Origin of the sequence: Geomonas sp. RF6 (genome assembly GCF_021044625.1) — a bacterium.
In the GTDB taxonomy this organism is placed as follows: domain Bacteria; phylum Desulfobacterota; class Desulfuromonadia; order Geobacterales; family Geobacteraceae; genus RF6.
The window spans coordinates 2,391,361-2,417,273 of sequence record NZ_CP087999.1; the positions used below are offsets into that span (position 1 = coordinate 2,391,361).

The window sequence follows — 25,913 nt, forward strand, 5'->3', positions numbered from 1 at the left end:
GCAAACAGGAGATCGGGGTATAAAATGAATCTGGTTATCGTTACCAGAAGCGGTTTCAGACAGTGGCGGAGGGGAAAAAAACCTGCGGAGGGAAGCACATGACTGCCCAGAACAACAATACGCTCCGGCACCACCTGGAAGCGGTCAAGAAAGGGGACCGGGTCTTCGAAAACGCCTTTCAGGGGATCTCCCGCATGATCCTCGAGGCCGGTTTCGAGAAGGTGGTGGTGAACGCGAAGACGACTTATGATTTCAACATCTTCCGGGCCGGGCGCAAGCACACCATCGGCATGTACGACGAGATCAACAGCTTCGTCTCCTTCGTGAAGGACGCGGCGGAAGGGGGCTCCAGCAAGGAGATGGCCTTCGTCCTCGTGGGAGAACCGGGAAACGGCAAGACCTTCTTCGTCGAATTCCTCTGCGGCCAGTACCGCAACTTCCTCTCCTCGTCAAAAAACCGCAAGTACACCTTCCGGTTCGTGGGGATGGACCAGATGGGGAACTACGGCAGGATACGGGAGATCGAGTCCCAGACGTACGAGGATCCGATGATCCTCGCCATGAACCTCTTCGACGACCCGGAGGCGAACCGCCGCTTTCTCGCCGACGAGGCGGGGTTCTCCGAGGAGGACCTGGAGAGGGTGTACCGGAACTACCGCCCGCTGGGGGCGGACAGCGGCTACATCTGGAACGACCTCCGCATGCACCTGGACGACGACATGGGTGCCATGCTCGACCGGGTGCAGGTGATCCCGGTGCCGATGAGCGAGACGCTCGGCACCCTGACGGGGAAATACCCGGCGAAGGACAAGATCACCTCCTCGGCTGTCGACCTCCTCGGTGAGGAGTCGATCCAGCGCCTTTTGCACATCACCGACACCAACAACCCGTACCGCTTCGATCTCAGGCGCGGAGCGCTGGCCCGTGTCGGTGGGGGGGGGATCCACTTCTCCGACGAGATATTCAAGAACAAGAAGGACCTGGTCCAGGTCTACCTCGGCGTTATACAGAACCGGGCCATCGAGATCGACGGGTACCGCTGGCCGATCGATTCCATGATCATCGCCACCAGCAACAACTCCGAGTTCAACCGCTTCCTGGCCGAGAAGGAGGAGGCGCCGATCGTCGACCGCTGCCGCATCTGCTACGTCTCCCACAACACGAACTACAAGATGCAGGAAGGTCTCACTTCCTACTCCATCGGCGGCGAGTCGAAGACGACGCTGACCCGGGAGGAACTGCACCAGGACCCGAACCTGAACTACGCGACCTCGGTCTCTGTCGTCCTCACCCGGCTCCCCCGCAGCGAGAAGCTCACCCCCATCGAGACGATGAAGCTCGCCGCCGGCGAGGTTGCGGGTGAAAAGAGCATAAAAGCGCTCGCCGAGGTCATCGACACCCTCGGCCAGGAGCCGGACATCACGAAACGCTTCGGTCAGAAGGGGCTCGGGCACCGCAGTCTCGGGCGCTCCATCCAGATACTCAAGGAGAGCTCCGAGACGAACGAGGGGCGCTGCATGACCGCCTACGACATCTTCAAGGCGCTGGAGCGGGTCGTGCTCGACTATGTGGTGGATACAAACGAGCGCGCCAAATACCTGGAAGATTTGAAGACCGGGAAGAAGCTCTACCGCGAGCGGATCATGACGGAGATGTTCAATGCCTATATGGACGAGCCGTTCGCCATCCGCAAGGACGTGATGAACTACGTCAACATGATCATCGGGATCGACGCGGAGAACCTGGGGCCGGACCGCATGTGGAAGTACAAGGATCCCCAGTCAGGCGAGCTGAGGGCGCTGAAGATCGACGAGCGCTACGTGAAGAGCGTCGAGGAGAGGATAGGTCTGAAGACCGAGGAGCAGCGGGCGTCGTTCCGCACCTCCATCCGGAAGATCTACGGGCAGAAGATATCGGTCGACCCCAACTACGACTTCATGGACAACCTGGAGCTCGTGAAGGCGATCACCGACGTGAGGCTGAAGTCGGACATCGCCGGCGCGGGGAGCCTGATCGGCGCCCTCGCCAACCGCACGAACGAGGAAAACCAGAAGCTCTACGACCGGATGATCGTGACCATGCTCGGCAAGCTCGGTTATTGCCGCACCTGCGCGACAAAGACCATCGAGTACTTCTGCACCCAGGAAGACGAGAGCTAGAGCCTTCGCTGTCCCCTTGGATGGGGGGGCGGGAAAAGGTAGGGCGGGACCGGAAAAGACCGTTCCGGACGGCCGAGGCGCCGGGGCGGTGAGAGCGTAATGCCCGCCCTTAGGCACCAAGCCTTTTCCCGCCGTCCCCCATCGAGGGAGAAAGGGACCCGCCGCATGATACCCATACTTCCCCGCGGCTGGGGGAGAGGGGAGTCCGGCCGGTTGGCAGTGACGGTGGCCGAAGAGATGATCAGACAAGGGGTGACCGGCGGACGCCATGGCTAAGAGAGATCTGCAAAAGTACCTGGAAAAGTTACGGCAGGCCGGGCTTGACCCGGAGCGGGAGGCGCGCTTCTTGGCGGAAGTGGAGAGCGCCGACGTCGGGCATGAGACAGCGGCAGGTGAAGGTCGCCGCAACAGGACGGGGGATCCTCCGTCGCTGTACGCCTGGCAGGACATGGCGGTGCTGCAGCGCCAGCCACCCCTGCGCCCCGATCCGACCACGCAGCTCAAGTCGCTCGACGAGCTGCTGGAGCGGGACAGGCAGCGCGAGGCGGACGGCTTCCCGCGAAAGATCAAGATGGGAAAGCTCGTCAAGCCCGGGAAGGGGATGAAGGGGAAGGTTGTGGTGGTCCCCTCCACCGAGGAGGAGAAGTTCTACCACGACCCGTCGGTGCGCCCCCCGGGGGAAGAGGGGGGGACAGGGGGGAGCGGCAAGGGTGACGAAGGGGAGGTAATCGGGGAGTCGCCGGTACGCGAGAGCCAGGAAGGGGAAGCGGGCGCCGGGCCGGGGCAGGGTGAAGGGGAGGCCCACGAGATCGACGCGGGCGCCTACCAGCTCGGCAAGATCCTCACCGAGAAGTTCCAGCTGCCGAACCTGAGGGAGAAGGGGAAGAAGCGCTCCTTCACCCATTACACCTACGACCTCACAGACCGCCACCGCGGCTCCGGCCAGATCCTGGAGAAGAAGGCGACGCTGCGACGCATCATCGAGACGAACATCGCGTTGGGAAACCTGCCTGACCCCTCGAACATAGACCTCACGCGCTTTCTGATCTCTCCCACCGACAAGGTGTACCGGGTCTTTTCCGAAGAGAAGGACTTCGCGCCGCAGGCCCTGGTCTTTTTCGTGCGCGACTACTCCGGCTCCATGTCCGGAAAACCGACCGAGCTCGTGGTGACGCAGCACGTCCTCATCTACTCCTGGCTCCTGTATCAGTACGCCGGGCAGGTGGAGACGCGTTTCATCGTGCACGACACCGAGGCGAAAGAGGTGCCCGATTTCTACACCTACTACAACTCCCGGGTCGCCGGGGGAACCGAAGTCGCCTCCGCCTACAAGCTGCTGAACCAGATCGTCGCGGAGGAGAGCCTCGCCACCGACTACAACATCTACGTCTTCCAGGGGACCGACGGTGACGACTGGGACACCGGCGGCGACAAGGCGATACCGGAGCTCATAAAGATCCTGTCGTACGTGAGCAGGATGGGGGTGACCATCGCCGAGCACGGCGGCTACACCCGCCAGACCGAGGTCGCCGCCTATCTGGAGAAATCGGGGCTCCTGCGGGACAAGAAGGAGATCCTCAGGATGGACGTCATGTCGGACGACTCCGACGAGGCGCGCGTCATCGAGGGGATCAGGAAGCTCCTGCTGTGATGCCGGCAGACGGCAGCTGCGCCAACTCTACCCGGGAGAGCCTGAGCAGCAGAAATCACGTCCCCTCCCTTTCAAGGGGAGGGACAGGGTGGGGATGGGGTCAAGCGGGCGAAAGAGCAGGGGGGCCGGCGGGCGCAAACGCCGGGACCTGACTCGGGGTAAACCATGGAACTGATCAGCCAGCACACCAAAGACATCATGGAAGGTTGCAAGGAGCGGGCGCGTGCCGCCGGGCTCTCCTTCACCAACGAAAGCCTGGAGTACATCGTCACCAACCGGGACCTCCTGGAGCTCTCTCCGAAGATCATGATCCCCACCCTCTACGACTACTGGGTGCACGACGTGGAGGTCCTTGCGGCGAAGGGGAGATACGAGCTCTACCCGCACAACCCGTACGAGACGGTCATCAACACCCGTCCGCCGATCTCCTTTTACAACGACAACAACCCGGACTGGCTGAACGTGATGATCTTTTACCACGTGATCGGGCACATCGACTTCTTCCAGAACAACCTGTACTTCAGGCACACCTGGGACATAGACTTCACCGGCGAGGCGCTGTCGGACAAGAGGGTGATAGCGAAGCTGCGCGCGGAGAAGGGGCATTTCGTCGACTACATCATCGAGTTTGCCCGCTCCATCGACAACATCGTGGCGTACCAGTCGGAGCTCTCCCCCCTCTTCTTTCCCGAGGAGGTCGCCTCCTCCAGCCGGATCGACTACTACTTCGACGTCTTTCTCCAGGTGGAAAAGAAGCTCGGGATCACCGATTACCTGAAGGAGATCAACCGCTACAACGAGACGCTGAGAAATTACGGCGACCAGGCGGAGCGCGTCTTCTTCGGCGATCTGGAGGGGAAGTACCCGGAATTCGAGGCGCACTACCTGAAGGCGCAGGGAAACAGGAAGAAGGAGCGGCGAGACCTTTTGCGCTTCCTGGTGGAGGAGTCGGAGTTCCTGCACCGCGACGAGAACCTGTGGATGCGCTCGATCCTGGAGGTGATCCGCAAGACCTCCATTTTTTTCCAGCCCCAGATACGCACAAAGATCATGAACGAGGGGTGGGCGAGCTACTGGCACGAGAAGCTCTTTCTGGAGGACGACCGGATCCAGGGGCACGAGGTCGATTTTGCCCGCATCCACGCAGGGGTCACCGCCATGCCGCGGGTGGGGATGAACCCCTACGCCCTGGGGATGCGCCTCTTTCACTACATAAAGGCGATGGCCGACGCCGGGAAGAACAGCTACGAGTACCAGCGCCTGAGAGACATCGAGGAGCGGCGCCACTTCGACAAGAAGACGGACGACGGGGAGGACTTCATCTTCCAGATCCGCGAAAATCTCTGCGACTACCTCTTCATCAAGAACTACGTGGACCAGGACTTCGTGGACCAGCACAAGCTTTTCGTGACGGGGAAGAGGCTGAACCAGCAGCGGATGGTCTGGCAGTACTACGTGAAGAGCCGCGCCGCCGACGAATATCGCCAGATGGTGCTCAACTCCCTGTACCACCCGCCCACCATCGACATAGACACGGAGCGAAACGACGACGGCTCGCTCTATCTCGTGCACCAGTTCGAGGGAAAGCAGCTGGTGAAGGAGTACATCGCCAACACCATGGTGGGGATCGAGTACCTCTGGGGGCGGCCGGTGCACCTGGAGACGAGCGAGGCGGTCTTCACGGTCGGGAAGGACCCGTCGGCGAGGGAAGGTGAAGAGCAGATGGAGATGACCTGGGAGCGGGTCCTGTACACCATGAAGGACAAGGTGCTGACGCGGCAGGTCCTGGAGCAGACGGCCTCCTGAGGCAGGCGGAGGGGGGAAGGGAAGAGCTCATGGCAGAAATCGAAAGCGTACTAAAGCAGCTGGGTCAAACGATCGTGGAGCGGGAAAAGGGAGAGGTGCTGAGCTTCGACGAGTACCTGCGCCTCCTCGCCGAGCGCCCCGCGGCCATGATGCGTAACGTCTTCCAGCTCTTTCACGACATGGTGAAGAGCTCGGTGCACCTTATGCCGGACGAGTACCCGGACGACCCGGAGTCGATCAACTACGTCAACTACGACACCCGCAAGCTCTTTGTGGAGGATTCGGACCGCCCGTTCTTTGCCGACCGGCTCTTCGCAAACAGGCTCATGAGCCATGTCTCCGCCATGAAGAGCGGTGCGCGTCAGAACAAGATCTACATCTTCGAGGGGCCTCCGGGGTCCGGGAAGAGCACCTTTCTCAACAACCTCCTCATGAAGTTCGAGCAGTACGCCAACACGCAGGACGGTCGCTGCTACGAAGTGGTGTGGCACCTGGACCGCAGGACTCTCGGCCGCTTCAAGGAGCACCAGGTCGGGCCGTTCCTCGAGAAGCTCTCGCACCTCCTCGACGAGTACGAGCTGGAGAGCCAGGAGTGGATCCACTCCCGCAACATCCTGCAAAGGAGCGGCGATTTCGTGGAGGTGAGCTGCCCCTCCCACGACAGCCCGCTCCTCATGATCGACAAGCACCAGCGGCGCGCCTTTTTCGACAACCTGTTCCAGAACGACGCCTTCAAGTGGGAGCTCTTCACCGACAAGGAGTACGAGTGGGTATTCAGGGATTCGCCGTGCACCATCTGCACCTCGCTCTTCCAGGCTCTCGCCGCCCGGCTCGAGGACCCGGAGGACCTCTTCCGCATGATCTACGTGCGCCCGATGCGCTTCAACCGTCGCCTCGGCGAAGGGATCACCGTGTTCAACCCGGGTGACCGCCCGATGCGGCAGAGCATCCTCACCAACGACATGCTGCAGAAAAAGATCGACCTCCTGCTGGGGGATTCCAACGAGGTGAAGTACCTCTACTCCAACTTCGCGAAGACCAACAACGGGATCTACGCACTGATGGACGTGAAGAGCTTCAACGCAGAGCGCCTCCTGGAGCTGCACAACATCATCAGCGAGGGGATCCACAAGGTGGAGGACATAGAGGAGAACGTGCGCAGCCTCTTCATCGCCCTCATGAATCCGGAGGACCAGCGCACCATCGAGGGGTTCCACTCCTTCACCGACAGGATCGAGTTCATCAACATCCCGTATGTCATGGACCTGAACACGGAGGTGGAGATCTACCGGAACATCTTCGGGAAGCAGATCGACAACATGTTCCTGCCGCGCGTGCTGCACAACTTTGCCCGCGTGATCATCTCCAGCCGGCTGAACATCAAGTCAGACGCGCTGCTGGAGTGGATCGGAGATCCCGAGAAGTACCGGCTGTACTGCGACGAGCACTTGCAGATCCTGAAGATGGAAATCTATACCGGGCACATTCCGGCCTGGCTGACGGAGGAGGACCGCAAGAGGCTCAATGCGAAGCGAAGGAGGAAGATCATCGCCGAGAGCGAGCACGAAGGGGACCACGGCTTCTCCGGGAGGGAATCGATCAAGATCTTCTCCGACTTTTTCGCGGCGTACGCCCGGCGCGACAAGATGATCAACATGTTGCACCTTGCCACCTTCTTCACCCGCTGGCGGAAGGATCTCCGGGACTCCATACCGGAAGGGTTCATCGACTCGCTGGTGCACAACTATGACTATGCAGTGCTGCAGGAGGTGAAGGAGTCGCTCTACTACTACAACGAGCAGCAGATCGACCGGGATGTCCTGCACTACATGTTTGCGGTGAACTTCGAGCCCGGCTCTGTGCAGGTGTGCAGCTTCACCGGCGAGAAGCTGGAGATCACCGAGGACTTTCTCGCGGGGATCGAGGGGAGACTTTTGGGGGCGAAGGTCGATCGCTACACCCGGATGGCCTTCAGGCAGGAGACGCAGAAGGAGTACACCGCGCGGACCCTGACGCAGGAGATCATGGTGGAGGGGAAAGACCCGAAGGATACGGGGCTTTTCCAGTCGCTGAAGGAGCGGTACGTCTTCAACCTGAAAGAAAAGGTGCTCGAGCCGTTCCTGGAGAATGCGAACTTCCGGCGCGCCATCAAGGACTTCGACACGGACGCGTTCAAGACGTACGACAAGCGGATCAGGGACGACGTGACGTTCCTTATCAACAACCTGTCCACCAACAAGTACCACTACACGAAGCAGTGCGCTAAGGAAGTGTGCGTCTACGTCATCGACAACGACCTGGCGAAGAAGTTTCAGACCTGACGCTGAAAGTGCCGACGTGCAGCGATCGTACCCCCTCCCTTGACGGGAGGGGGACAGGTGGTGGGTGAAGCTGCCATCTGCTGAACTGGAGCCACCTTCCCCCCCACCCTGACCCTCCCCCGCAAGGGGGAGGTTTTTTTGTGGACGCAGCCGGACGCAGTCGGACCAGTCGGGCCAGTCGGGCCAGTCGGACCAGTCGGACCAGTCGGACCAGTCGGACCAGTCGGACCAGTCGGACCAGTCGGACCAGTCGGACCAGTCGCGCTTCCCGAGGCGCCTCCGCGCCGCACCCTTGTCAAAACGCGCCTTTGCGGTTAAAGTGTCGTCGGGGGATGCGGCCGCATGGAGGAAAGCTTCAAGAGTGAAGGAGGTGCCAACAAGGGGAGAAAGATCCTTCTCGTAGTACTCCTGCTGTTTGTGGCACTTGTTACTCTCGCAATCCTCGCCATAAAGGCCTACCTCGCTTCCCCCTATCCCGCAGCAGAGCTTTCCCGCATCCTCTCCGACTCGCTGAAAGAAGAGGTCCGGGTCGCCCGGATCGAGAGCTCCGGCACCACGATCTACCTCCGGGGGGTGCGCATCCTCAATCCCCCGGGCTTCCCCGCCGGTAACCTCGTCTACGCAGATTCGCTCGCCATCGCGCCGGACTGGCGCCTGTTCATGACCGGAAAACGCTACTTCCGTCTTATCGGCCTCGAAGGGATCCGCCTCAACGCACTCCAAAACCGCAGCGGCGAGTGGAACTTCTCGCGCCTCCAGAGGCACATGGCCGCGCAGAAGCCCTCCCCCATGGAGACGGTGATCCGCCACCTCGCGGTGAAGGGCGGAGCCCTCAGCGTGAACGGACGCGGCGTCGACGGGCTCTCCCTCGATGTCTTCGACCTCACCAGCAAGGGCTCCCGCGATTCTTCCCTCTCCCTCACCTTCCAGGATGCCTGGCGCAACCGCTATGCGGTGAAGGGGAAGGCCCGCCCCGGCCCGACGCCGTCCCTAGCCCTCTCCCTGACCGCCGATCCCTTTTCCCTCGATCCCCTGGTCTCCCTCCTCCCCCCCGACAAGAGGGGGCGCATAAGAGGCGGCAAAGGGAGACTCGACTTCCAGGGCGCTCTGGAGGCTGGTCTCTTTACCGGCGACGGGCAGCTCGACTTCCGCGACCTGCGCGTCGCCGCCGCGGGACACGTCATTCCCCTCTCCGGCCGCCTGACTCTCGCCGGCGGGTACGACCAGAAGTCGGACCAGGCGACGCTGAAGAGTATGGTGCTGGCGCTGGACCACCTCACCACCGTGCGCGGCACCGGCACGGTCAGGAAGCTGCGCCACGAGAAAGCCTTCGCGGCGGAGCTCGCCATGGACGAGGCGGACCTTTCCCGGCTCGCCTTTCTCCTGCCGCAGCAGGAGCGGGCCACCACGAGGGTCGGCGGCAAGGTCAGCTGCCGGACCGTGCGTGTGGCCGGGACCGGGGCCGGGGGGCTCTCTGTTGCCAGCGGCGCCCTCGTATTGCGTGACGGGCGCCTGCAGAGGGAGGGTCGCACCTTCATCTCCGGCCTCGATGCCACCGTCGCCCTGCAGCGTGCCAAAGGCGGCATCGTCGCCACCGGGCGCGCAGACGGGCGCGCCGCGGAGCCCGCCCTGGTGGAGCGGATCAAGGGGGACTTTCAGGCCGCCTTCTCCGCCAAACTCAAACCACTCTCCGCGCGCGCTAACATCCCCGCAGCGCGGGCAAGCGGCACCGATTTCTCCGCGCGACTGCGCTTTGACGCTGCCTCTCCGGCCCCGTACACCGTCTCGGCGGAAGTCCCCGCCGCGGGGGCTGCCGCCCTCAACCCTCTCCTTTCCCGCTACAACCTGAAGCTCGGCTCCGGGACCGCTGCGGCAACCCTCTCCGGCAGCGGACGCAGCGCCGCTGACTTCGCCGCGAATGTCTCCTGCCGTCTCTCCGGGATAGACGGCAGCCGCGGGGCACAGCATTTCGCACTACGTGGGGGGAGGGTGGAAGGGCGCCTGCTCCGGAAGGAGAAACATCTCGAGTCGGCGGGGAAGGCGCAGCTCTCTTCCTTTTGGTGGGGTGAAAAGGGAGACGCATGGAAAGTCCCCTCCCCCCGTGCGGGGGAGGGACAGGGTGGGGGGGAAGGTGCCACCACTTCAGCAGACCGCAGCTTCACCCGCCCCCTGTCCCCCTCCCGTCAAGTGAGGGGGGATATCGGAATCGAGACACAAACCGCAAAAAAGGGGGATGCCGAATTCTCCTACCGGGTGATCGACGATGCCGTCACTCTGGAGAACGGCACCGTGAAGTACGGGGATCACACCGCCTCATTTGCCACACTCCTCGCCCAGATCCCGCACAAGGACGGGAGCGGCTACCCTGTCTCCGTTGAGGTGAAGGGAGGCTCCCTGCGTAGCGCCGATGTGGAGGCGAAGGGGATCGCCGCCACATTGCACGGCCGCTACCTGAGCGACCCGAAGGGGAACTGGCTGGAAGGTGACGCGGTCCTCTCCACAGGGGGAGCTTCCTGGAAGGGGAAGGAGGTCGGTGCGCCGAGTGCGCGCCTCACCTTCGCCCGAAATGGAGGGAAAGGTACTCTGGGGGGAACCCTCTTCGGCGGAGCCCTCGTCGCGGACGTGGCTTTCCGCCCGATGGTACCGGAGGAGGAAGAGTTCACCTTCTCCATCGCGGGTGCCCAGGTAAAGGGCCTCTCCCCCTTCCTCCCGGCCACGAAGGGGCCGCGCCTTTCCAGCGGGGTGCTCGACCTGCGCGCGAACGGCAGCTATTCCCGCCGCGCCGGGATCAACTGTCGCTTTCAGGGGAAGGGGAAAGGGATCGAGGTAAAGGATGAGAAAGGGAAGGCTCTTCTCTCCGACGCGGGGGTGACGGTACAGGGTGCGCTGGCGGGAGAGAAGCTCTCCCTCGCTGCCGCCGAGATCTCCGCCGGCGCGGGGGCGCGACTGCTCGCACAGGGGGAGGTGGAAAAGGTCTTCTCGCCGCAGCGAAGCGGCCGCCTCGCCTTCTCTGTCCCGCGCACCTCGGTAAACGACCTCATCGATCCCTTCGTGAGCATGATGCCGCGCATGCTGCAGGAGGCGAACACGGCGGGGGCTTTGTCAGCGGACGGCACCATGGTACTGCGCGACGGGCAGGATCTGCTGGAAGGGTCGGTGGCGCTTGAGGAGGTCACGCTGGAGGTCCCCTCCCAGAAGGTCGTGCTGAAGGGGGTGAACGGGAAGATCCCCGTGTCGCTCGAGCTGGCCGGGAAGGAGATAGGCAAGCCCGGCGCGGGGCTTGCGGTCAGCAGGGAAAACTATCCAAAGCTTTTGCAGCAGCTGAAGGAAAAAGGGACAGCGGGGACTCCGGTCACCATCGCCAAAGTGTCGTACGGCACGCTCGACCTTGGCTCGGTGACGATGGAGCTGCAGGCGGAGAGCGGCCTCACAGAGATCAGGTCGCTGCGGGCGACCCTCTACGACGGCGTCGTCTTTGGGAAAGGGAGCGTCTCCATGAAAAAGGGGGGGACGTTCAGGGTCGATCTGCTGGCAAACGGTGTGAGCCTGAGGAGCCTCTGCAACGACGTCCCCAATATAAAGGGATACATCTCGGGGAGGATCGACGGGTTCCTCAGCGTCACGGGGACCGGCGGGGGATTGAAAGGGCTCGTTGGCTACACGGAGTTTTGGGCGCGTGAAGGGAAGGGGGAGAAGATGCTGGTCAGCAGAGAGTTCCTGCAGCGGCTCTCCAACCAGAAGCTGAGCGGCTTCTTCTTCAGCACCGATCGCCCCTACGACCGCGCCGAGATCCGGGCGCTGCTCCAGGAGGGGGACCTGACCTTCCAGGCGCTCGACATCCAGCACACCAATTTCATCGGAGTCCGCGACCTCAGCGTCTCGATCGTGCCCACCCAGAACCGCATCGCTCTCGACCATCTCCTTGAGTCGGTCCGGCAGGCGGCCACCCGCGGGAAGGCTGCGACAGGGGCGGCTCCAGCGGAAACGGCGCCCTCGACGTCACCTTCGCCAGCTCCGGAGGCTCAGCCTGAGTTCAAGTGGCAGGATTAGGACTCCTGCTAGCGACTACTCCTCGTCTGCTGCCCCGCGGGAATGACGTGCTCGCGGCTGTCCCCTTTGCGGCAACGGCTGGGGCTGAATCTGCGGGGGAGCGCTCTGCTGGGCCTGTGGCGCCACGGGAGCAAGCGCGGGTTGCGCGGGGAGGGGCTGCACTGCCTGCGGCTGTGCGGGAAGCTGGGGAGGTTGAGCCGCGGCGCCCCCTGCCGGTGCGGAGGGTGGCGCGGCGGCGGCCGCAGCGGAGATCGGCAGCTTCTTCCCCGTTGCCACGTCGTACACCTTGGCGCGCGAGCGGTAGCGGGCGGGGATGTCGTACTGGCTGCTGACGTAGTGAGTGGTACCCTTGGAGTCGGTCCAGGTGTACATTTCAGCGTAGGCGGTAGAGGCGACGAGGAGCAGCATAAGGGCGAGTCTCTTCATTTTTCTCCCTCGAAAGTGGCGGTTGGCGCACATCCTTGTCATATCGGATCGGGAAACCTTTTTCAACAGTGAAAGATTGCAAAAGGAGAGCATCATGTCTGAGCGTCGCTACTGGCTCATGAAGTCGGAGCCGTCCTGCTTCTCGTTCGACGACCTGAAGGCCCGGCCCGACTCTACCGAGCACTGGGACGGTGTGCGCAATTTCCAGGCGCGAGGGTACCTGAAGGATGAGATGAAGGTGGGGGACCGCGCCTTCTTTTACCACAGCAACATCGCCGATCCCGCGATCGTGGGGATCGTGGAGGTGGTGAAGGCGGGATACCCGGACTGGACAGCATTTGACCCGGAGAACGAGCACTTCGATCCCCGAGGCAGCAAGGAGAAGCCGCTCTGGTTCATGGTGGACGTGCGCTACGTAGCGCCGCTGCCGAGGCCGGTCACCCTTCGTGAGCTGAAAGGTGTGCCGGAAGTCGGCGACATGGTCCTTCTGAAGCGGGGGAGACTTTCGGTGCAGCCGGTACGCGAGGAGGAGTGGCGGGCGATTTTGCGTCTGGCGGGAATGCAGGAGGAACCGTAGCCTCTTTCCATATTTGTTGCACCGTTATGTGCTGTAATGAAGCCTTCGGATCCACGACAGGGCACTTTTGAAGCGGGTGGTAAAGGAGCGATGACCTCGCCTACACCCCGCACTCACCGCCTGTCACCGTGGACGAGGAGGCTCCCATGACGCGCAAGCTCGTTTTTCCGGTGCTGGCGGTGCTGATGGGCGCGACCCTCTCCGGTTGCGTCATCGATACCGGATACTACGACGCCGGATACTATGGAGGATATGGGCAGAGCTACATAGAACGGCAGTACTGGAACGGGCCGTACTATGGTCCCGGATACTACAACTATGGATACGGGCATCGCCACTACTACAGGGATTACGGATACGGAGGTCGGCACTACTACAGGGATGGCCCATCCTACGGGGGGCGCAGCGACTTCCGCTACGGGTACCGCCGCTAGCGGGCAGCTCCGCTAACTTCCTGACTTTCCTTATTTGCTGCACTCTTCTTGCACCGTGCCGTGTTGAAATAAAGCCAGTTGTTCCTAAAGACACGAAATGTCCCGAAGCGGGTATCGGGGAGGTGACGGGTGGCCCGACAGCACCGACCACCCCCGCTGGTGACAGTGGACAGGGAGGCTGGCAATGAGAAGAAGGCTTGGCATGGTCGTGGCGCTGGTGCTGCTTGGCGCGTCACTCTCCGGATGTGTTATCGAACCGTGGGACATGGGGTATGGCGGTGGACACCATCACCACCACCACGACGACTACGGCCGCGGCGGCGGATACCGCCACGGCGGCAGGTACTAAAATACCGCGTTTAAAAAGAAGGGGCGGGGATCATCTCCCCGCCCCTTTCTGCGTCGTTCTCTCCAGCGTCGTTCTACAAACTCTTCACCACCAGCTCGTGCACGTCGCGCACCAGGTTCGGCCCGACGAGGATGCGCTGCAGCTCGTTTTTCATCAGATCCTGCCGGCCGGGGTCGAAGCGGCGCCACCTCGTCAGTGGCGTCACCATGCGGGCGGCGATCTGCGGGTTTATCTCGTTCAGGCGCAGCACCTGGTCGGCGAGAAAACGGTACCCTTCACCGCTGCGATCGTGGAACCGTACCTGGTTCTGGGAAAAGGCCCCTACAAGTGCCCGGACCCGATTCGGAACACGGATGTCGAAGTCCGGGTGGGAAAGGAGGGCATTGACCTCCTGAAGCGTTCCGGGGAGGTGTGAGGATGCCTGCAGCCGGAACCACTTGTCGATAACCCCGCGGTCCTCGCGCCACTTGATGTAGAACTGCGCCAGTGCCTCGTTCCTCTGGGGGCAGTCGCAGTCGACGAGCGAGTGGAGGGCCCCCATGGTGTCGGTCATGTTGTCTGCGGCCTCGAACTGCTCCATGGCGAGCTCGATCCCTTCCGTGTCGCCACCCGCGGTGAGGTAGGCGAGGCAGAGCCTGCGCAGGCGCCTCTCCCCGAAGCGCCCGTCGTCCGGTGCATACGGCGCCTTCGGCGTGCAGGAGCGGTACAGGGAGAGGAATTCCTCGCGCAGTCGCGCCCCCAGTACCTCGCGCACCAGTTCCCTCGCTTCGTGGATTCCCTCCGGATCGATCGTCTCCATTTGCTCCGCCAGATACCCCTCGCTCGGAAGTGTCAGCGCCTCCGCCTGGAAGGCATGTTCCATCGATCTGTCGGCGAGGGTGCTGGCGAAGGCGGAGACGAATTCCTCCGGCACCAGCATGTGGCGCCCCGACTGACGGTCAGCCACGAGCTCGAGTATGAGCTTCACCCCCTGGATCTGCCCCGCTTCCCAGCGCACGAACGGGTCGCTGTCGTGCGCCATGAGGAAGGTGAGATCCTCGTCGCTGTAGCAGTCGGCGAGTTTCACCGGCGCGGAGAAGTTGCGCAGGAGGGATGGGACCGGAGGGGCGGGGACGTCGAGGAAACGGAAAGTCTCAGTCTCACGGGTAAGCTCCAGTATGCGCGTGGTCCCCTTCGGGGCATCCTCACCCTGGAGACGCAGCGGCAGGTCGCCCCCGTCCGGCCCGAGGAGCCCCACCGCGAGGGGGATATGCAGGGGGAGCTTCTCCGGCTGCCCCGGCGTGGGGGGCGTCTTCTGGGTTGCGGTCAGGAGGTAGCTCATCTCGTTCTCGTCGTACTCTCCCGAAACTGTGAGGACCGGGGTGCCCGCCTGATCGTACCAGCGCATGAACTGCGTCAGGTCGCGCTCCCCTGCGTCCGCCATCGCCTGTACGAATTCGTCCACCCGCACCGCCTTCCCGTCGTAGCGCTCGAAGTAGAGATCCATACCTTTCCTGAAGCGCTCCTTCCCGAGGAGGGTGGCGAGCATGCGGATGACTTCCCCCCCCTTGTGGTAGACGGTCATGCTGTAGAAGTTGTTGATCTCGACGTACGACTCCGGGCGCACCGGGTGCGCCAGCGGACCGGCGTCCTCGGCAAATTGGGAGAAGCGCAGCCCCCGCACGTCGGCAATGCGCTTCACTGCGCGGGACTGCATGTCGGAGGAGAACTCCTGGTCGCGGTAGATGGTGAGCCCTTCCTTCAACGAGAGCTGGAACCAGTCGCGGCAGGTGATGCGGTTGCCGGTCCAGTTGTGGAAGTACTCGTGCCCGATCACCTCCTCGATGGCATGGTAGTCGTCGTCGGTGGCGCTCTCGGGGCTGGCGAGGACGTAGATGGAGTTGAAGATGTTGAGCCCCTTGTTCTCCATGGCCCCCATGTTGAAGTCGTCGACCGCCACGATCATGTATGTGTCGAGATCGTACTCCCGCCCGAACTTCTCCTCGTCCCAGCGCATGGCGTGGGCCAGTGAGGTCAGGGCGTGGCCGCACTTGTCGCGGTTTTTCTCCTCCACGTAGATCTCCAGGCTCACGCTGCGCCCGCTCATGGTGGTGAAGGTGTCGGAGATCTCCACGAGGTCCCCGGCGACGATGGCGAAGAGGTACGAGGGTTTCCTGAAGGGGTCGTGCCACACCGCGTAGTGGCGCTCGTCCGGCAGGTCCCCTTTTTCCATGAGGTTGCCGTTGGCAAGGAGGACGGGGGCGCTTTCCCGGTCCGCCTCCAGCCGCACGGTGTACACCGCCATGACGTCGGGGCGGTCCGGGAAGTAGGTGATGCGCCGGAAACCCTCCGCCTCGCACTGCGTGCACATCATCGGGCCGGAGAGGTACAGCCCCTCCAGCGCCGTGTTGCTGCGAGGGCTGATCTCGGTTATCACCTCGAGTGAGAAACGCTCAGGGACCTGGCGGATCGTGAGCTCTTCCCCCTCGATGTAATAACTCTCCGGGGGGAGCTCCACGCCGTCAAGCTTCAGCGAGACGAGCTTCAGTTCCGCGCCGTCCAGCAGGAGGGGGCGAGGCCCCGGTGGGCGGTCGGGGTTGGCGCGCATAGTCAGCCGGCTGGTGACCCGGGTGAGATCCTCATCGAGGTTGAAGCTGATGTCGACGGTGTCGACGAGATAGTCGGGGGGAGTATAGTCTTTCTGGTGGATGGTCCGGTGTTGCGTGTGCGACATGGTAAGTTTCCTCGCAGTCTTCGGTGATAGTGGGGCGATATGAAGCGGGGCACGTACTCATCTACTATACAATATCTCCGGGTGCAAGCCGGGAGTGGACAGGATGGGGACCTCATCGGATTCCGGAATCTCGAAAGAGTATGCACGAAGCAGTACAGGAGAACCCGCGTTCCCCCCTTTTCAAAGGGTCTTCCGGGATTCTGGGGAACGCGCTACAAAGAATCCGGGTGTCCCCACGCTGGAGCGTAGGCATCTTGCCTGCGATGGCGGCGCAGCCGCCACAGACCGCGCGGCTGGCGCCGCGGTACAGGCTGGGAAGCCTGTGCTCCAGCGCGGCGCCACTAGTGTCCCCTCACGTCAACGGAAGCGACCGGGCTGAATTCCCGGAATTCCCGGATGTACCTTCGCAAAGGGGGGAACCTCACGGTCGGTCCTATCCTATAATGACGGGCGACATCGGTGCCAGAAAAACCCGCCAGAACCTTTTTTGATGACAGCGGCAGACCTTGCACGGTAAAAAGATCCATCACTGTGACTACAAGGAGGGTTCCGATGGCAACTCCACCACATCTGCGGCTCGAAGGAATTTATACGCAGCGGCAGGCCGGCTTCTTCATGCAACGCATAAAGCTCCCCGCAGGGCTGATCTCGTCGGAGCAGGCGCGCAAGGTTGCCGACATAGCCGACAAGCACGCACGCGGCGTCGTGCACCTCACCGTCAGGGAAAGTATCGAGCTGCACTGGCTCACCGAGGAGGCTCTCGTCCCCGTCGCGCGTGCGCTCACTTCCGTTGGTCTGGTGAGCCGCGGTGCCTGCGGCGGCGCGGTGCGAGGTGTGGTGTGCGGCGCGCTGGGATGTGCGGGCGCTCCCCGCCTTGAGGCGCTCTCGCGCCGGATGCACCGTCACTTCACCGGGAACCCGCGCTTCGAGAGGCTCCCCAAGAAGTTCAAGATCGGGCTGGAAGCGAACGAGTCGAGCGGGCGGCACCTGATCCAGGACATCGGAATCGTCCCCGCCGGCGACGATACCTACAATATATATTGTGCGGGCGGGCTCGGGCGCGAGCCGATGCCCGGCTTTCTCCTTGCCGAGGGGGTGCCCGAAGGGGGGCTCATCCCCCTCATCGAGGTCGTCGTCGACATATACGCGGAGCGGGGAGCGGCAGGGAAGCGCCTGAAACACCTGGTGGCGCAGCTTGGGCGCGAGGCCTTCCGCGACCTCGTCTTCTCCGACGCACATGCCCGAGAAAGCTTCCCATCCACCGCCAGCCATTTTGACACGCTCCTTCCGCTGGCAAACGGTGCTGAAGGGCGACTTGAGGCTTCGGTCTTTGCCGGTGAGCTGCAGGCCGACAGGTTGCGGGCTCTCGCCGCCTTTGCCGATCGCTGGAGCGGCGGGATCCTCACTGTCAACTCCGACCAGAACATCGCCTTCTACCTCGGCGCCGATGCGCCAGCCGCCGAGGCGGAAACGGCCCTGAAGGACGCAGGTTTTGCAGCGGCGACGAGCGCAGGGGAGGTCCCCTTCCGCGTATGCCCAGGTAACCACGAGTGCATCCTTGGCCTCGCCCCCACACGCGACGTTGCAGCAGCCCTCGTGGAGGCGATGGGGGAAGAGGGGCGGGCGCTCACCTGGGCCCTCTCCGGATGCCCCAACTCCTGCGCGCAGCCGCAGCTTGCAGATGTGGGGATCATCTGCGCCCGCACGGAGAAGGAAGGGGAGGAGAGGGTGCCGCGCTTCGATCTCCACCGGAAGGGGGAGGGCGCATTCGCGGAGGCGGTGGAGAAGGGGCTCACGCTGACCCAGCTATTAGACCGGGCAAATAACGTGCGATGACGGTATTCCCCGCAGGGGAGGTGTTCTTCTGCCGTCGGCTGCGGCGTGGCCGGAAAGGGCGTAAAACTGCATCTCCGGCACGACTTAGGCCACCTTTCCGCATGATCCCGCTCCTGCCGCGGCTCCGTGGCATGGTGATTGCTTTTGTATACGGAATAGCGTACACTGGGCTTCCTTTGAACGGGTGGTTTTAGAACGTTTTAGCGTTCTCTCATCGCTACCGGCAGCATTCCGAGGCGTCGGACACTCTCTGTAAATGTTTGAATTAAAGAAGCTTGTGACGGTTTTCAGACTTCCGTCGCAGTTTTTTTGACGCACGCTTGACAAACAGAAAAATGTATGGCCTTAAATTTTTGTTGACATGGCGACGGGCAAATGACATAGTGTTTTACGTAAACATGTCTACATGTCTACACGGCTTGGGATACAGTATCCCAAGACCACTTGGACCATCACTGACGCGGAAATATTAGGCAAAATGCCCCTCTTACCGGAGGTAAATTCCTGTTCTATGAAGTGCATATGAGCCCATATCTAATTTTCCTCATCTTCGTAATCGCTTCCCTTGGTTTCGTGGGCCTGATCGTTGGCCTGAACGCGCTCCTTGGGCCGAGAGTCGTGTCCTCCGCAGTAAAGATGGAGCCCTTCGAGTGTGGCTCGCGGCCGCTGCAGATCCGCAACGTGCGCCCCCTCTCCATCAAGTACTACCCGGTGGCCATCTTCTTTCTTCTCTTCGACCTGGAAACGGTGCTCCTCTTCATCTGGGCCGCATCGACCGGTAACCGCGAGCTGGCCACAGTCTCCCTTTGCTCCTTCCTCTTCTTCATGGGAGTTCTGGCGCTGGCTTTTGTCTACGTCTGGAAGGAGGGCGCACTGGAATGGCGCTAGATTTTCTCACCACCAGAAAAGACGAACTGATCGGCTGGGTCCGCAAGTTCAGTCTCTTCCCCTATCCGTTTGTTACCGCCTGCTGCGGCATGGAGTTCATGTCCGTCGCATCCACCATCTATGACACCGACCGTTTCGGCGCGGCGCTCCCCCGCTTTACTCCGCGGCAGAGCGACCTCCTCATGGTGGTAGGTACCATTACCCACAAGGAAGCACCGGTCATCAAGAAAGTGTATGACCAGATGTGCGATCCGAAGTGGGTCATGGCGTTTGGGGCGTGCGCCACCAGCGGCGGCTTCTACCGCAACTACTCCGTCGTGCAGGGCGTGGACAAGATCATCCCGGTCGATATCTACATCCCGGGTTGCCCGCCGCGTCCGGAGATGGTCATCGACGCGATCATGAAGCTGCAGGACAGGATCGCCGGCGAGCACCATCCGATCCTCCCGTTTGAAGAGCAGAACCCGGTAAAGATTTAAGGCTCTCCCGCGAGCCTGGCAGCGACCGACCGCGGTCCTCCCGGTAGTACTCTGAAAATCTGCCGAAAAAAATCCCTCACCCGCAGTGAGTACCCTCGATGAAGAGGCAAATTGGCGGGAAATCCCCGGGGTGTAATTCTGCGCCATAAGGGGGCGGTGGGAAAAGATTAGTCACTTGGGCTAGATGCGAGCTTTGCCAATCCATAAGTAGAGAGAAAAGCATGGTCTACGAAACCATAAACACCGAGTTGAAAGGCCTCTTCGAGAGCTCGTGGGACTCACACGGCATGCTGGTGCTGGAGACCCGTCGCGAGGATCTCGTTCCCCTGGTGACCCGGCTGAAGAACGAGCTGGGCTTCAACGTCTTCCTGGACGTCACCGCCATCGACTACCCGGAGCGCGAGCCGCGCTTCACGGTCGTCTACCACTTCCTCTCCACCACGCAGAAGACGCGGATCCGCCTCAAGCTGCAGGTGTCGGAGAGCGATCCGACGGTGCCGACCCTGACCGGCCTGTACAACTCCTCGCGCTTCATGGAGCGCGAGTGTCACGAGATGTACGGCATCAAGTTCACCGGGAACAACGACCTGCGCCCGATTCTTCTGTATGAGGGCTTCGTCGGCCACCCCTTGAGAAAAGACTACCCCATCGATCAGGAGCAGCCCCTGGTCGACTATCGGAAATAGGTGAGGAAAGTGGAATATAAATCCCCAGTTCGATCTTACCTAGAAGAGACGGCGGACCCGAACCACGTGGTGGTGAACCTCGGGCCCTCGCACCCGGCAACCCACGGCACGATCCAGATCATTGCCGAGCTGGATGGCGAGACGGTGAAGAAGGCCGACATTCACTGCGGCTACCTGCACCGCGGCTTCGAGAAGGAAGCTGAGCACCACACCTACCACAAGGTGATCCCCTACACCGACCGGCTCAACTACTGCTCCAGCCTCAACAACAACTTCGCCTACTGCGCGGCCGTAGAGCAGCTGCTCGGCATCGAGATCACCCCGCGCACGAAGTACATCCGTACCCTCCTCGCGGAGTACAACAGGATCTCCGACCACGTCTGCTGCATCGCGGCGACGGTCATGGAGTGCGGCGCGATGACCGCCTTCCTGTATCTCATGACGGTGCGCGACTACATCTTCGAGCACTTAAACCACCTGACCGGTGCGCGCCTCACCTACTCGTACGGGCGCGTCGGCGGGCTGGCCCGCGACCTGCCGGAAGGGTGGCTGGTTCGTCTCGAGGAGATCCTCCAGTTCACGGAGAAGTACCTGGAGAGGATCCACGGCCTCCTGGACAGAAACCGCATCTTCATCGACCGCACGAGAAACGTCGGCGCCATGACCCAGGAACACGCTTTCGACTGGGGCTTCACCGGCGTCATGCTCCGCTCTACCGGCGCGAAGATCGACATCCGCAAGGACAACCCGTACCTCGCCTACGACGAGCTCGACTTCGAGGTGCCGGTCGGCATCAAGGGTGACAACTACGACCGGTACTACGTGCGCATGCGCGAGATCGACGAGTCGATCCACATGATCCGCCAGCTGGTGAAGATGATCCCGGAAGGGCCGATCAACGTGACGAACCACCGGGTCGTCTACCCGGAGAAGAACCTCGTCTACTCCGAGATCGAGTCCCTCATCAACCACTTCAAGCTGGTGATCGACGGGATCCAGGTTCCGGCGGGGGAGACGTACGTCTCCCACGAGTGCCCCAACGGCGAGCTCGGCTTCTACCTTGTCAGCGACGGCACCGGCCGCCCCTACAAGCTGCACGTGCGCGGCCCCTCCTTCGTGCACATGGGCGCCATGCACACCCTTCTCGAAGGGGGGCAGATCGCCGACGTCATCGCGACATTCGGCTCCATCAACATGATCGGCGGGGAGTGTGACCGATGAGTTGCCTTAAAGAACAATTCGACGAACTGCGCAAGATCTATCCGGACGAGATCAAGGACGCCATGGTGCTGCCCCTCCTCCAGATGACCCTGAAGGCGAAGGGGCACCTGGTCGAGAGCGACGCGCTGTACATCGCGGACTACCTCGAACTCCCGGCCATGCAGGTGAAAGAGGCGATGACCTGGTACTCCATGCTCTACCGCACCCCGGTAGGGAAGCATGTGGTGAAGGTCTGCCGCTCCGTGGCGTGCTCGCTGCGCGGCGAGCAGCGCATAGTCGCCCACATCTCCAAAAAGCTCGGGATCAAGCCGGGTGAGACGACGGCTGACAACAAGTTCACCCTGCTCGAGGTGGAGTGCCTGGCAAGCTGCGGCACCGCTCCGATGATGCAGATCAACGACACCTACCACGAAGATTTGACCGAAGCGAAGATCGATCAGATTCTGGAGGCGCTTCAATGAACGGCCATAGGGTCTTCTTCACATTCGACATAACCGAGGACTGCCACACCCTCGACGCCTACAAAAAGCGCGGCGGCTACGAAGCGCTGGCGAAGGTGCTGAAGGATGGGTTGCAGCCCGCCGACGTGCAGGCGGAAGTTGCCGCCTCGGGCTTGAGAGGGCGCGGCGGCGCGGGCTTCCCCACCGCCACCAAGTGGTCCTTCCTGGCGAAGAACTCCCCGGTGTACTACCTCGTCTGCAACGCCGACGAGGGCGAGCCGGGTACCTTCAAGGACCGCTGGATCTTCGAGCACACCCCGCACAACCTCATCGAGGGGATGGTGCTGGCCTCGTACGCGATCAACAGCCGCCACTCCTTCATCTACATCCGTGGCGAGTTCGACCTCTCCTACAAGCGCCTGATGACCGCGCTGAAGGAAGCGTACGCGGCGGGGCTCGTCGGCAAGAACATCATGGGGAGCGACTTCTCCTGCGACATCATCGTGCAGCAGGGTGGCGGGGCGTACGTCTGCGGCGAGGAATCCTCGCTCCTCTCCTCCATCGAGGGGAAGAAAGGGTACCCGAAGAACAAGCCCCCCTTCCCGGCGGTGAAAGGTCTCTTCCAGGCACCGACCTGCGTGAACAACGTGGAGACCCTCTCGGTACTCCCGTGGATCCTTCGGAACGGCGGCGCGAAGTACGCGGAGTACGGCACCGAGAAGAACAAGGGGACGAGGCTCTTCGGCATCTCCGGGCACGTGAAGCGCCCCGGGATGTACGAGCGCGAGGTCGGCTACCCCTACAAGAAGATGATCTACGAGGACTGCGGCGGCATCCTCGGCGACAAGGCGCTGAAGGCGGTCATTCCGGGTGGTAACTCCACCCCGATCCTGAAGCCGGAGCAGATCGAGAACCTGACCATGGACATCGAGGCGGTCGCCGCCCAGGGCTCCATGCTCGGTTCCGGCGGCGTCATCGTCATCGCCGAGGGGACGTGCATCCCGACGCTGCTCCAGGTCATGACCCGCTTCTACGCTCACGAGTCTTGCGGACAGTGCACCCCCTGCCGCGAAGGCACCACCTGGATGAACCAGATCGTGACCCGCATCGCCAAAGGGCAGGGGAAGGCCGGCGACATCGAGAACCTGGAGCGCATCGCGAAGGGGATCATGGGGAACACGGTTTGCGCGCTGGGGGCCGCGGCGGCCATGCCGGTGCAGAGCTACCTGAAGCAGTTCAGACACGAGTTCGAATACTTCATCGAACACGGCCGGTCCATGTGCGACGGTCGTTTGGAAATCTAGAAGGCGCTCTATGTCCAATATCGAATTTTCCATCGACGACAAGAAGCTCGAGGCGCTGCCGGGGGAGACGGTGCTCAAGGCGGCACTGCGAAACGGGATCGACATCCCGTATCTCTGCTACCACCCCTGCCTCTCCATTGCAGGTAACTGCCGCATCTGCCTGGTGCGCATCAAGGGACGCCCCGGCTTCCACCCCTCCTGCAACCTTCCGGTTGCCCCGGGGATGGAGATCGAGAGCGACTGCGAGGACGTCTCCGCGGTCCGGAAGAACGTGATGCAGTTCATCACCCTGAACCACCCGGTCGACTGCCCGGTGTGCGACAAGGCGGGCGAGTGCAAGCTGCAGAACTACCACTTCAAGTACAACGGCTCCGCGTCCCTTTCCATCGACGCGAAGAAGCACAAGCCGAAGTTCTACGACGTGAATGAGCGGATCCTGCTCGACGCGGAGCGCTGCATCCTCTGCTCCCGCTGCGTGCGCTTCACCCACGAGATCTCCAAGTCGGGGATGCTGGGGATCACGGAGCGCGGCCAGCAGTCGAGGGTCGAGCACCTGGAGAGCGGAGCGGCGAAGGACGACTACTCCGACAACATCATCCAGAACTGCCCGGTCGGCGCGCTTCTCTCCCGCGACTTCCTGTACAAGAGCCGCGTGTGGTACCTGGAGCCGGTGGCAAGCGTTTGCAACGGCTGCGCCCGCGGTTGCTCGGTCGATGTGTGGCGCCGCAAGCACCACTGGAAGGTCCGTGCCCTCGGTTCCGAGAAGAACCGCATGGCGTACCGCATCACCGCGAAGCAGAACGACGACATCAACGGCCGCTGGATCTGCAACAAAGGTTTCGACCTGAACAAGCAGATCAACGACTTCGCCTCCCGCGCCACGAAGCCGGCGATCGGCGGGATGGACGCAACGTGCCAGGATGCGCTCTCGGAAGCCAGGAAGCTCATCTTCGAAGCGAAGAAGCCGGCCGCCATCGTCTCGGCACATGCCTCCAACGAGGAGCTGGAAGCCTTCAAGAAGACGCTCGGCTCCCGCGTGGAAGTGTATGTCCGGAAGGACTACGAGCCGGCGGCAGGTGAGGTGGTGGAGGACGAGCTCCTCATCAAGGCTGACAAGAACCCGAACAGCACGAAGGTGGAGGAGCTCTTCGGGAAGGAAAGCTTCTCCGCAGCCGCAGGTCACGACCTTGTGCTGGTGTGGGGTGACAACGTCGAGTACTCCGCCCTCTCGGGCGCCAAGATCATTCATCTCGCCACCCAGAAGCCGAACGGGAACCCGGACGTCCTGATCCCCATCTCCACCCAGTTCGAGCGCAAGGGGAGCTATACCAATTTCGAGGGCAAGGTAAACCGTTTCGAACAGGTGTTCGATAAGCCCGAGCTGGTGCTCCATGCCAGCGACGTGTTTGGGAGACTGTAGCGCTATGACTCAGGACCTTATCGTTTACTTGGCATTCATGGGATACGCCATCGCCTTCATGGTCGGCCTGGCAACCGTCTTCACCTGGGTGGAGAGGAAGCAGTCCGCCATCATGGCAGACCGTATCGGCGCAAACCGCGCCTACATCCGTATCCCCTTCACCGACATCAAGCTCACGGCCATGGGGCTTTTCCACGGGATCGCGGACGGCACGAAGATGCTCCTGAAGGAGAACTTCACCCCGTCGACCTACGACCTCCTCTGCTACAACCTGGCCCCGTGGCTGGCGGCGGTCCCGGTCCTCCTGGTCTTCTCCATCGTCCCCTTCGGCGGGACGTTGATGCCGGGGCACCTCTTGGACATCCAGTTCCTGAGGGACTTCTTCGGTGACCGCTCCTACGCCATGCAGGTGGCGCACCTCGATGCAGGTGTCCTCATCATGCTGTCGATCTCCGGCATCGGGATCCTCGGCATCATGCTCGCCGGCTGGTCCTCCAACAACAAGTTCTCCCTCTTGGGCGCCGGCCGCGCCGCCTCCCAGATGATCTCCTACGAGGTCGCCATGGGGCTCGCGCTGATCTCGCTGGTGGTGACCTTCGGGACGCTGGACATCAGCCAGATGGTGCGGGCGCAGAGCGAGACGATCGGCGGCATCCTCCCTGCCTGGGGGGTATTCAAGCAGCCGCTGGCCGCCCTTCTCTTCCTCACCGCGGCGATCGCGGAGAACAAGAGGGTGCCGTTCGACATGCCCGAGTGCGAGTCGGAGCTCGTCTCCGGTTACTTCACCGAGTACACCGCCATGAAGATGGGTCTCTTCATGCTCTCCGAGTTCATCACCATCGTTGTGGCCTCGGCCCTCATGGTGACCCTCTTCCTCGGTGGCTGTAACCTGCCGTACATGAACGACGCCGGCTTCCTCCTCCCGGGGGGGACCCAGATCGCGCTGCCGCACCTGGTGGTGGTCGTGGTACAGATGGTGACCTTCCTGGTGAAGGTCTTCCTGACCGGCTGCTTCATGGTGCAGATCCGCTGGTCCCTGCCGCGCTTCCGTTACGACCAGCTCCTCGCCTTCGGCTGGAAGCTTCTCCTGCCGCTGGCTGCCGCCAATCTTATTGTGACCGCGATAGTTCGCTGGTTCACTCTGACTTGAGGA

Annotated in this window: 19 protein-coding genes; 17 read left to right on the forward strand and 2 right to left on the reverse strand. The window is 62.2% G+C overall.

Features of this window, described 5'->3' with window-relative positions; translation table 11 throughout:
• Positions 1-98 precede the first annotated feature (98 nt).
• The 5 genes from LPW11_RS10270 (at position 99) to LPW11_RS10290 (ending at position 11,987) form a co-directional block, all read left to right on the forward strand.
• Positions 99-2,159 (forward strand): serine protein kinase PrkA, encoded by a 2,061-nt coding sequence (locus tag LPW11_RS10270; RefSeq protein ID WP_230998030.1) that lies wholly within the window; start codon positions 99-101, stop codon positions 2,157-2,159.
• A gap of 268 nt (positions 2,160-2,427) precedes the next feature.
• Positions 2,428-3,810: a DUF444 family protein gene (locus tag LPW11_RS10275; RefSeq protein ID WP_230998031.1), complete on the forward strand. Its 1,383-nt coding sequence runs from the start codon at positions 2,428-2,430 to the stop codon at positions 3,808-3,810.
• 165 nt (positions 3,811-3,975) lie between these two features.
• A complete protein-coding gene (locus LPW11_RS10280; protein WP_230998032.1) occupies positions 3,976-5,616 on the forward strand; it encodes a SpoVR family protein in 1,641 nt (546 codons plus the stop codon).
• A 29-nt stretch (positions 5,617-5,645) separates the two neighbouring features.
• Entirely contained in the window at positions 5,646-7,937 is a 2,292-nt protein-coding gene (locus LPW11_RS10285; protein WP_230998033.1) for a serine protein kinase PrkA, read from the forward strand.
• Positions 7,938-8,279: 342 nt separating this feature from the next.
• Positions 8,280-11,987 carry an AsmA family protein gene (locus LPW11_RS10290; protein WP_230998034.1) on the forward strand — a complete coding sequence of 1,236 codons (3,708 nt, stop codon included), beginning with the start codon at positions 8,280-8,282 and terminating at the stop codon, positions 11,985-11,987.
• 15 nt (positions 11,988-12,002) lie between these two features.
• Here LPW11_RS10290 and LPW11_RS10295 read toward each other — a convergent pair whose 3' ends face one another.
• Entirely contained in the window at positions 12,003-12,413 is a 411-nt protein-coding gene (locus LPW11_RS10295; RefSeq protein WP_230998035.1) for a DUF4124 domain-containing protein, read from the reverse strand.
• 94 nt (positions 12,414-12,507) lie between these two features.
• Between LPW11_RS10295 and LPW11_RS10300 the strand changes: the two genes are divergently transcribed.
• The 3 genes from LPW11_RS10300 (at position 12,508) to LPW11_RS10310 (ending at position 13,773) form a co-directional block, all read left to right on the forward strand.
• Complete coding sequence (locus LPW11_RS10300) at positions 12,508-12,990, forward strand: EVE domain-containing protein (protein ID WP_230998036.1); 483 nt, start codon at positions 12,508-12,510, stop codon at positions 12,988-12,990.
• Positions 12,991-13,136: 146 nt separating this feature from the next.
• Entirely contained in the window at positions 13,137-13,424 is a 288-nt protein-coding gene (locus LPW11_RS10305; protein WP_230998037.1) for a hypothetical protein, read from the forward strand.
• Positions 13,425-13,608: 184 nt separating this feature from the next.
• Positions 13,609-13,773, forward strand: a complete 165-nt coding sequence (locus LPW11_RS10310; RefSeq protein WP_230998038.1) for a hypothetical protein — start codon at positions 13,609-13,611, stop codon at positions 13,771-13,773.
• Positions 13,774-13,846: 73 nt separating this feature from the next.
• Here LPW11_RS10310 and pepN read toward each other — a convergent pair whose 3' ends face one another.
• A complete protein-coding gene (gene pepN / locus LPW11_RS10315; protein ID WP_230998039.1) occupies positions 13,847-16,486 on the reverse strand; it encodes an aminopeptidase N in 2,640 nt (879 codons plus the stop codon).
• A 552-nt stretch (positions 16,487-17,038) separates the two neighbouring features.
• On the opposite strand from pepN, the gene LPW11_RS10320 reads away from it, so the two are divergent.
• The 9 genes from LPW11_RS10320 to LPW11_RS10360 all read left to right on the forward strand — a co-directional run bounded on the left by LPW11_RS10320 (position 17,039) and on the right by LPW11_RS10360 (position 25,910).
• Positions 17,039-18,322, forward strand: coding sequence for a nitrite/sulfite reductase (locus LPW11_RS10320; RefSeq protein WP_230998040.1), 1,284 nt, complete (start codon positions 17,039-17,041; stop codon positions 18,320-18,322).
• Positions 18,323-18,844: 522 nt separating this feature from the next.
• Positions 18,845-19,210 carry an NADH-quinone oxidoreductase subunit A gene (locus tag LPW11_RS10325; protein WP_230998041.1) on the forward strand — a complete coding sequence of 122 codons (366 nt, stop codon included), beginning with the start codon at positions 18,845-18,847 and terminating at the stop codon, positions 19,208-19,210.
• Complete coding sequence (nuoB, locus tag LPW11_RS10330; protein ID WP_230998042.1) at positions 19,201-19,689, forward strand: NADH-quinone oxidoreductase subunit NuoB; 489 nt, start codon at positions 19,201-19,203, stop codon at positions 19,687-19,689. The genes LPW11_RS10325 and nuoB overlap by 10 nt, the downstream gene beginning before the upstream one ends.
• A gap of 221 nt (positions 19,690-19,910) precedes the next feature.
• Positions 19,911-20,375, forward strand: a complete 465-nt coding sequence (locus tag LPW11_RS10335) for an NADH-quinone oxidoreductase subunit C (RefSeq protein WP_230998043.1) — start codon at positions 19,911-19,913, stop codon at positions 20,373-20,375.
• Between the two features lie 9 nt (positions 20,376-20,384).
• Positions 20,385-21,596 carry an NADH dehydrogenase (quinone) subunit D gene (gene nuoD, locus LPW11_RS10340; RefSeq protein ID WP_230998044.1) on the forward strand — a complete coding sequence of 404 codons (1,212 nt, stop codon included), beginning with the start codon at positions 20,385-20,387 and terminating at the stop codon, positions 21,594-21,596.
• Positions 21,593-22,057 (forward strand): NADH-quinone oxidoreductase subunit NuoE, encoded by a 465-nt coding sequence (gene nuoE / locus LPW11_RS10345; RefSeq protein ID WP_230998045.1) that lies wholly within the window; start codon positions 21,593-21,595, stop codon positions 22,055-22,057. Before nuoD ends, nuoE begins: the two co-directional genes overlap by 4 nt.
• Positions 22,054-23,340 carry an NADH-quinone oxidoreductase subunit NuoF gene (nuoF, locus tag LPW11_RS10350; protein WP_230998046.1) on the forward strand — a complete coding sequence of 429 codons (1,287 nt, stop codon included), beginning with the start codon at positions 22,054-22,056 and terminating at the stop codon, positions 23,338-23,340. The genes nuoE and nuoF overlap by 4 nt, the downstream gene beginning before the upstream one ends.
• Before the next feature lie 10 nt (positions 23,341-23,350).
• The gene (locus tag LPW11_RS10355) at positions 23,351-24,760 is read left to right on the forward strand and encodes a 2Fe-2S iron-sulfur cluster-binding protein (RefSeq protein WP_230998047.1); all 1,410 of its coding nucleotides are present in this window, start codon (positions 23,351-23,353) and stop codon (positions 24,758-24,760) included.
• A 4-nt stretch (positions 24,761-24,764) separates the two neighbouring features.
• On the forward strand, positions 24,765-25,910 hold the full coding sequence (locus tag LPW11_RS10360; RefSeq protein WP_230998048.1) for a complex I subunit 1/NuoH family protein: 1,146 nt from the start codon (positions 24,765-24,767) through the stop codon (positions 25,908-25,910).
• Positions 25,911-25,913 lie beyond the last annotated feature (3 nt).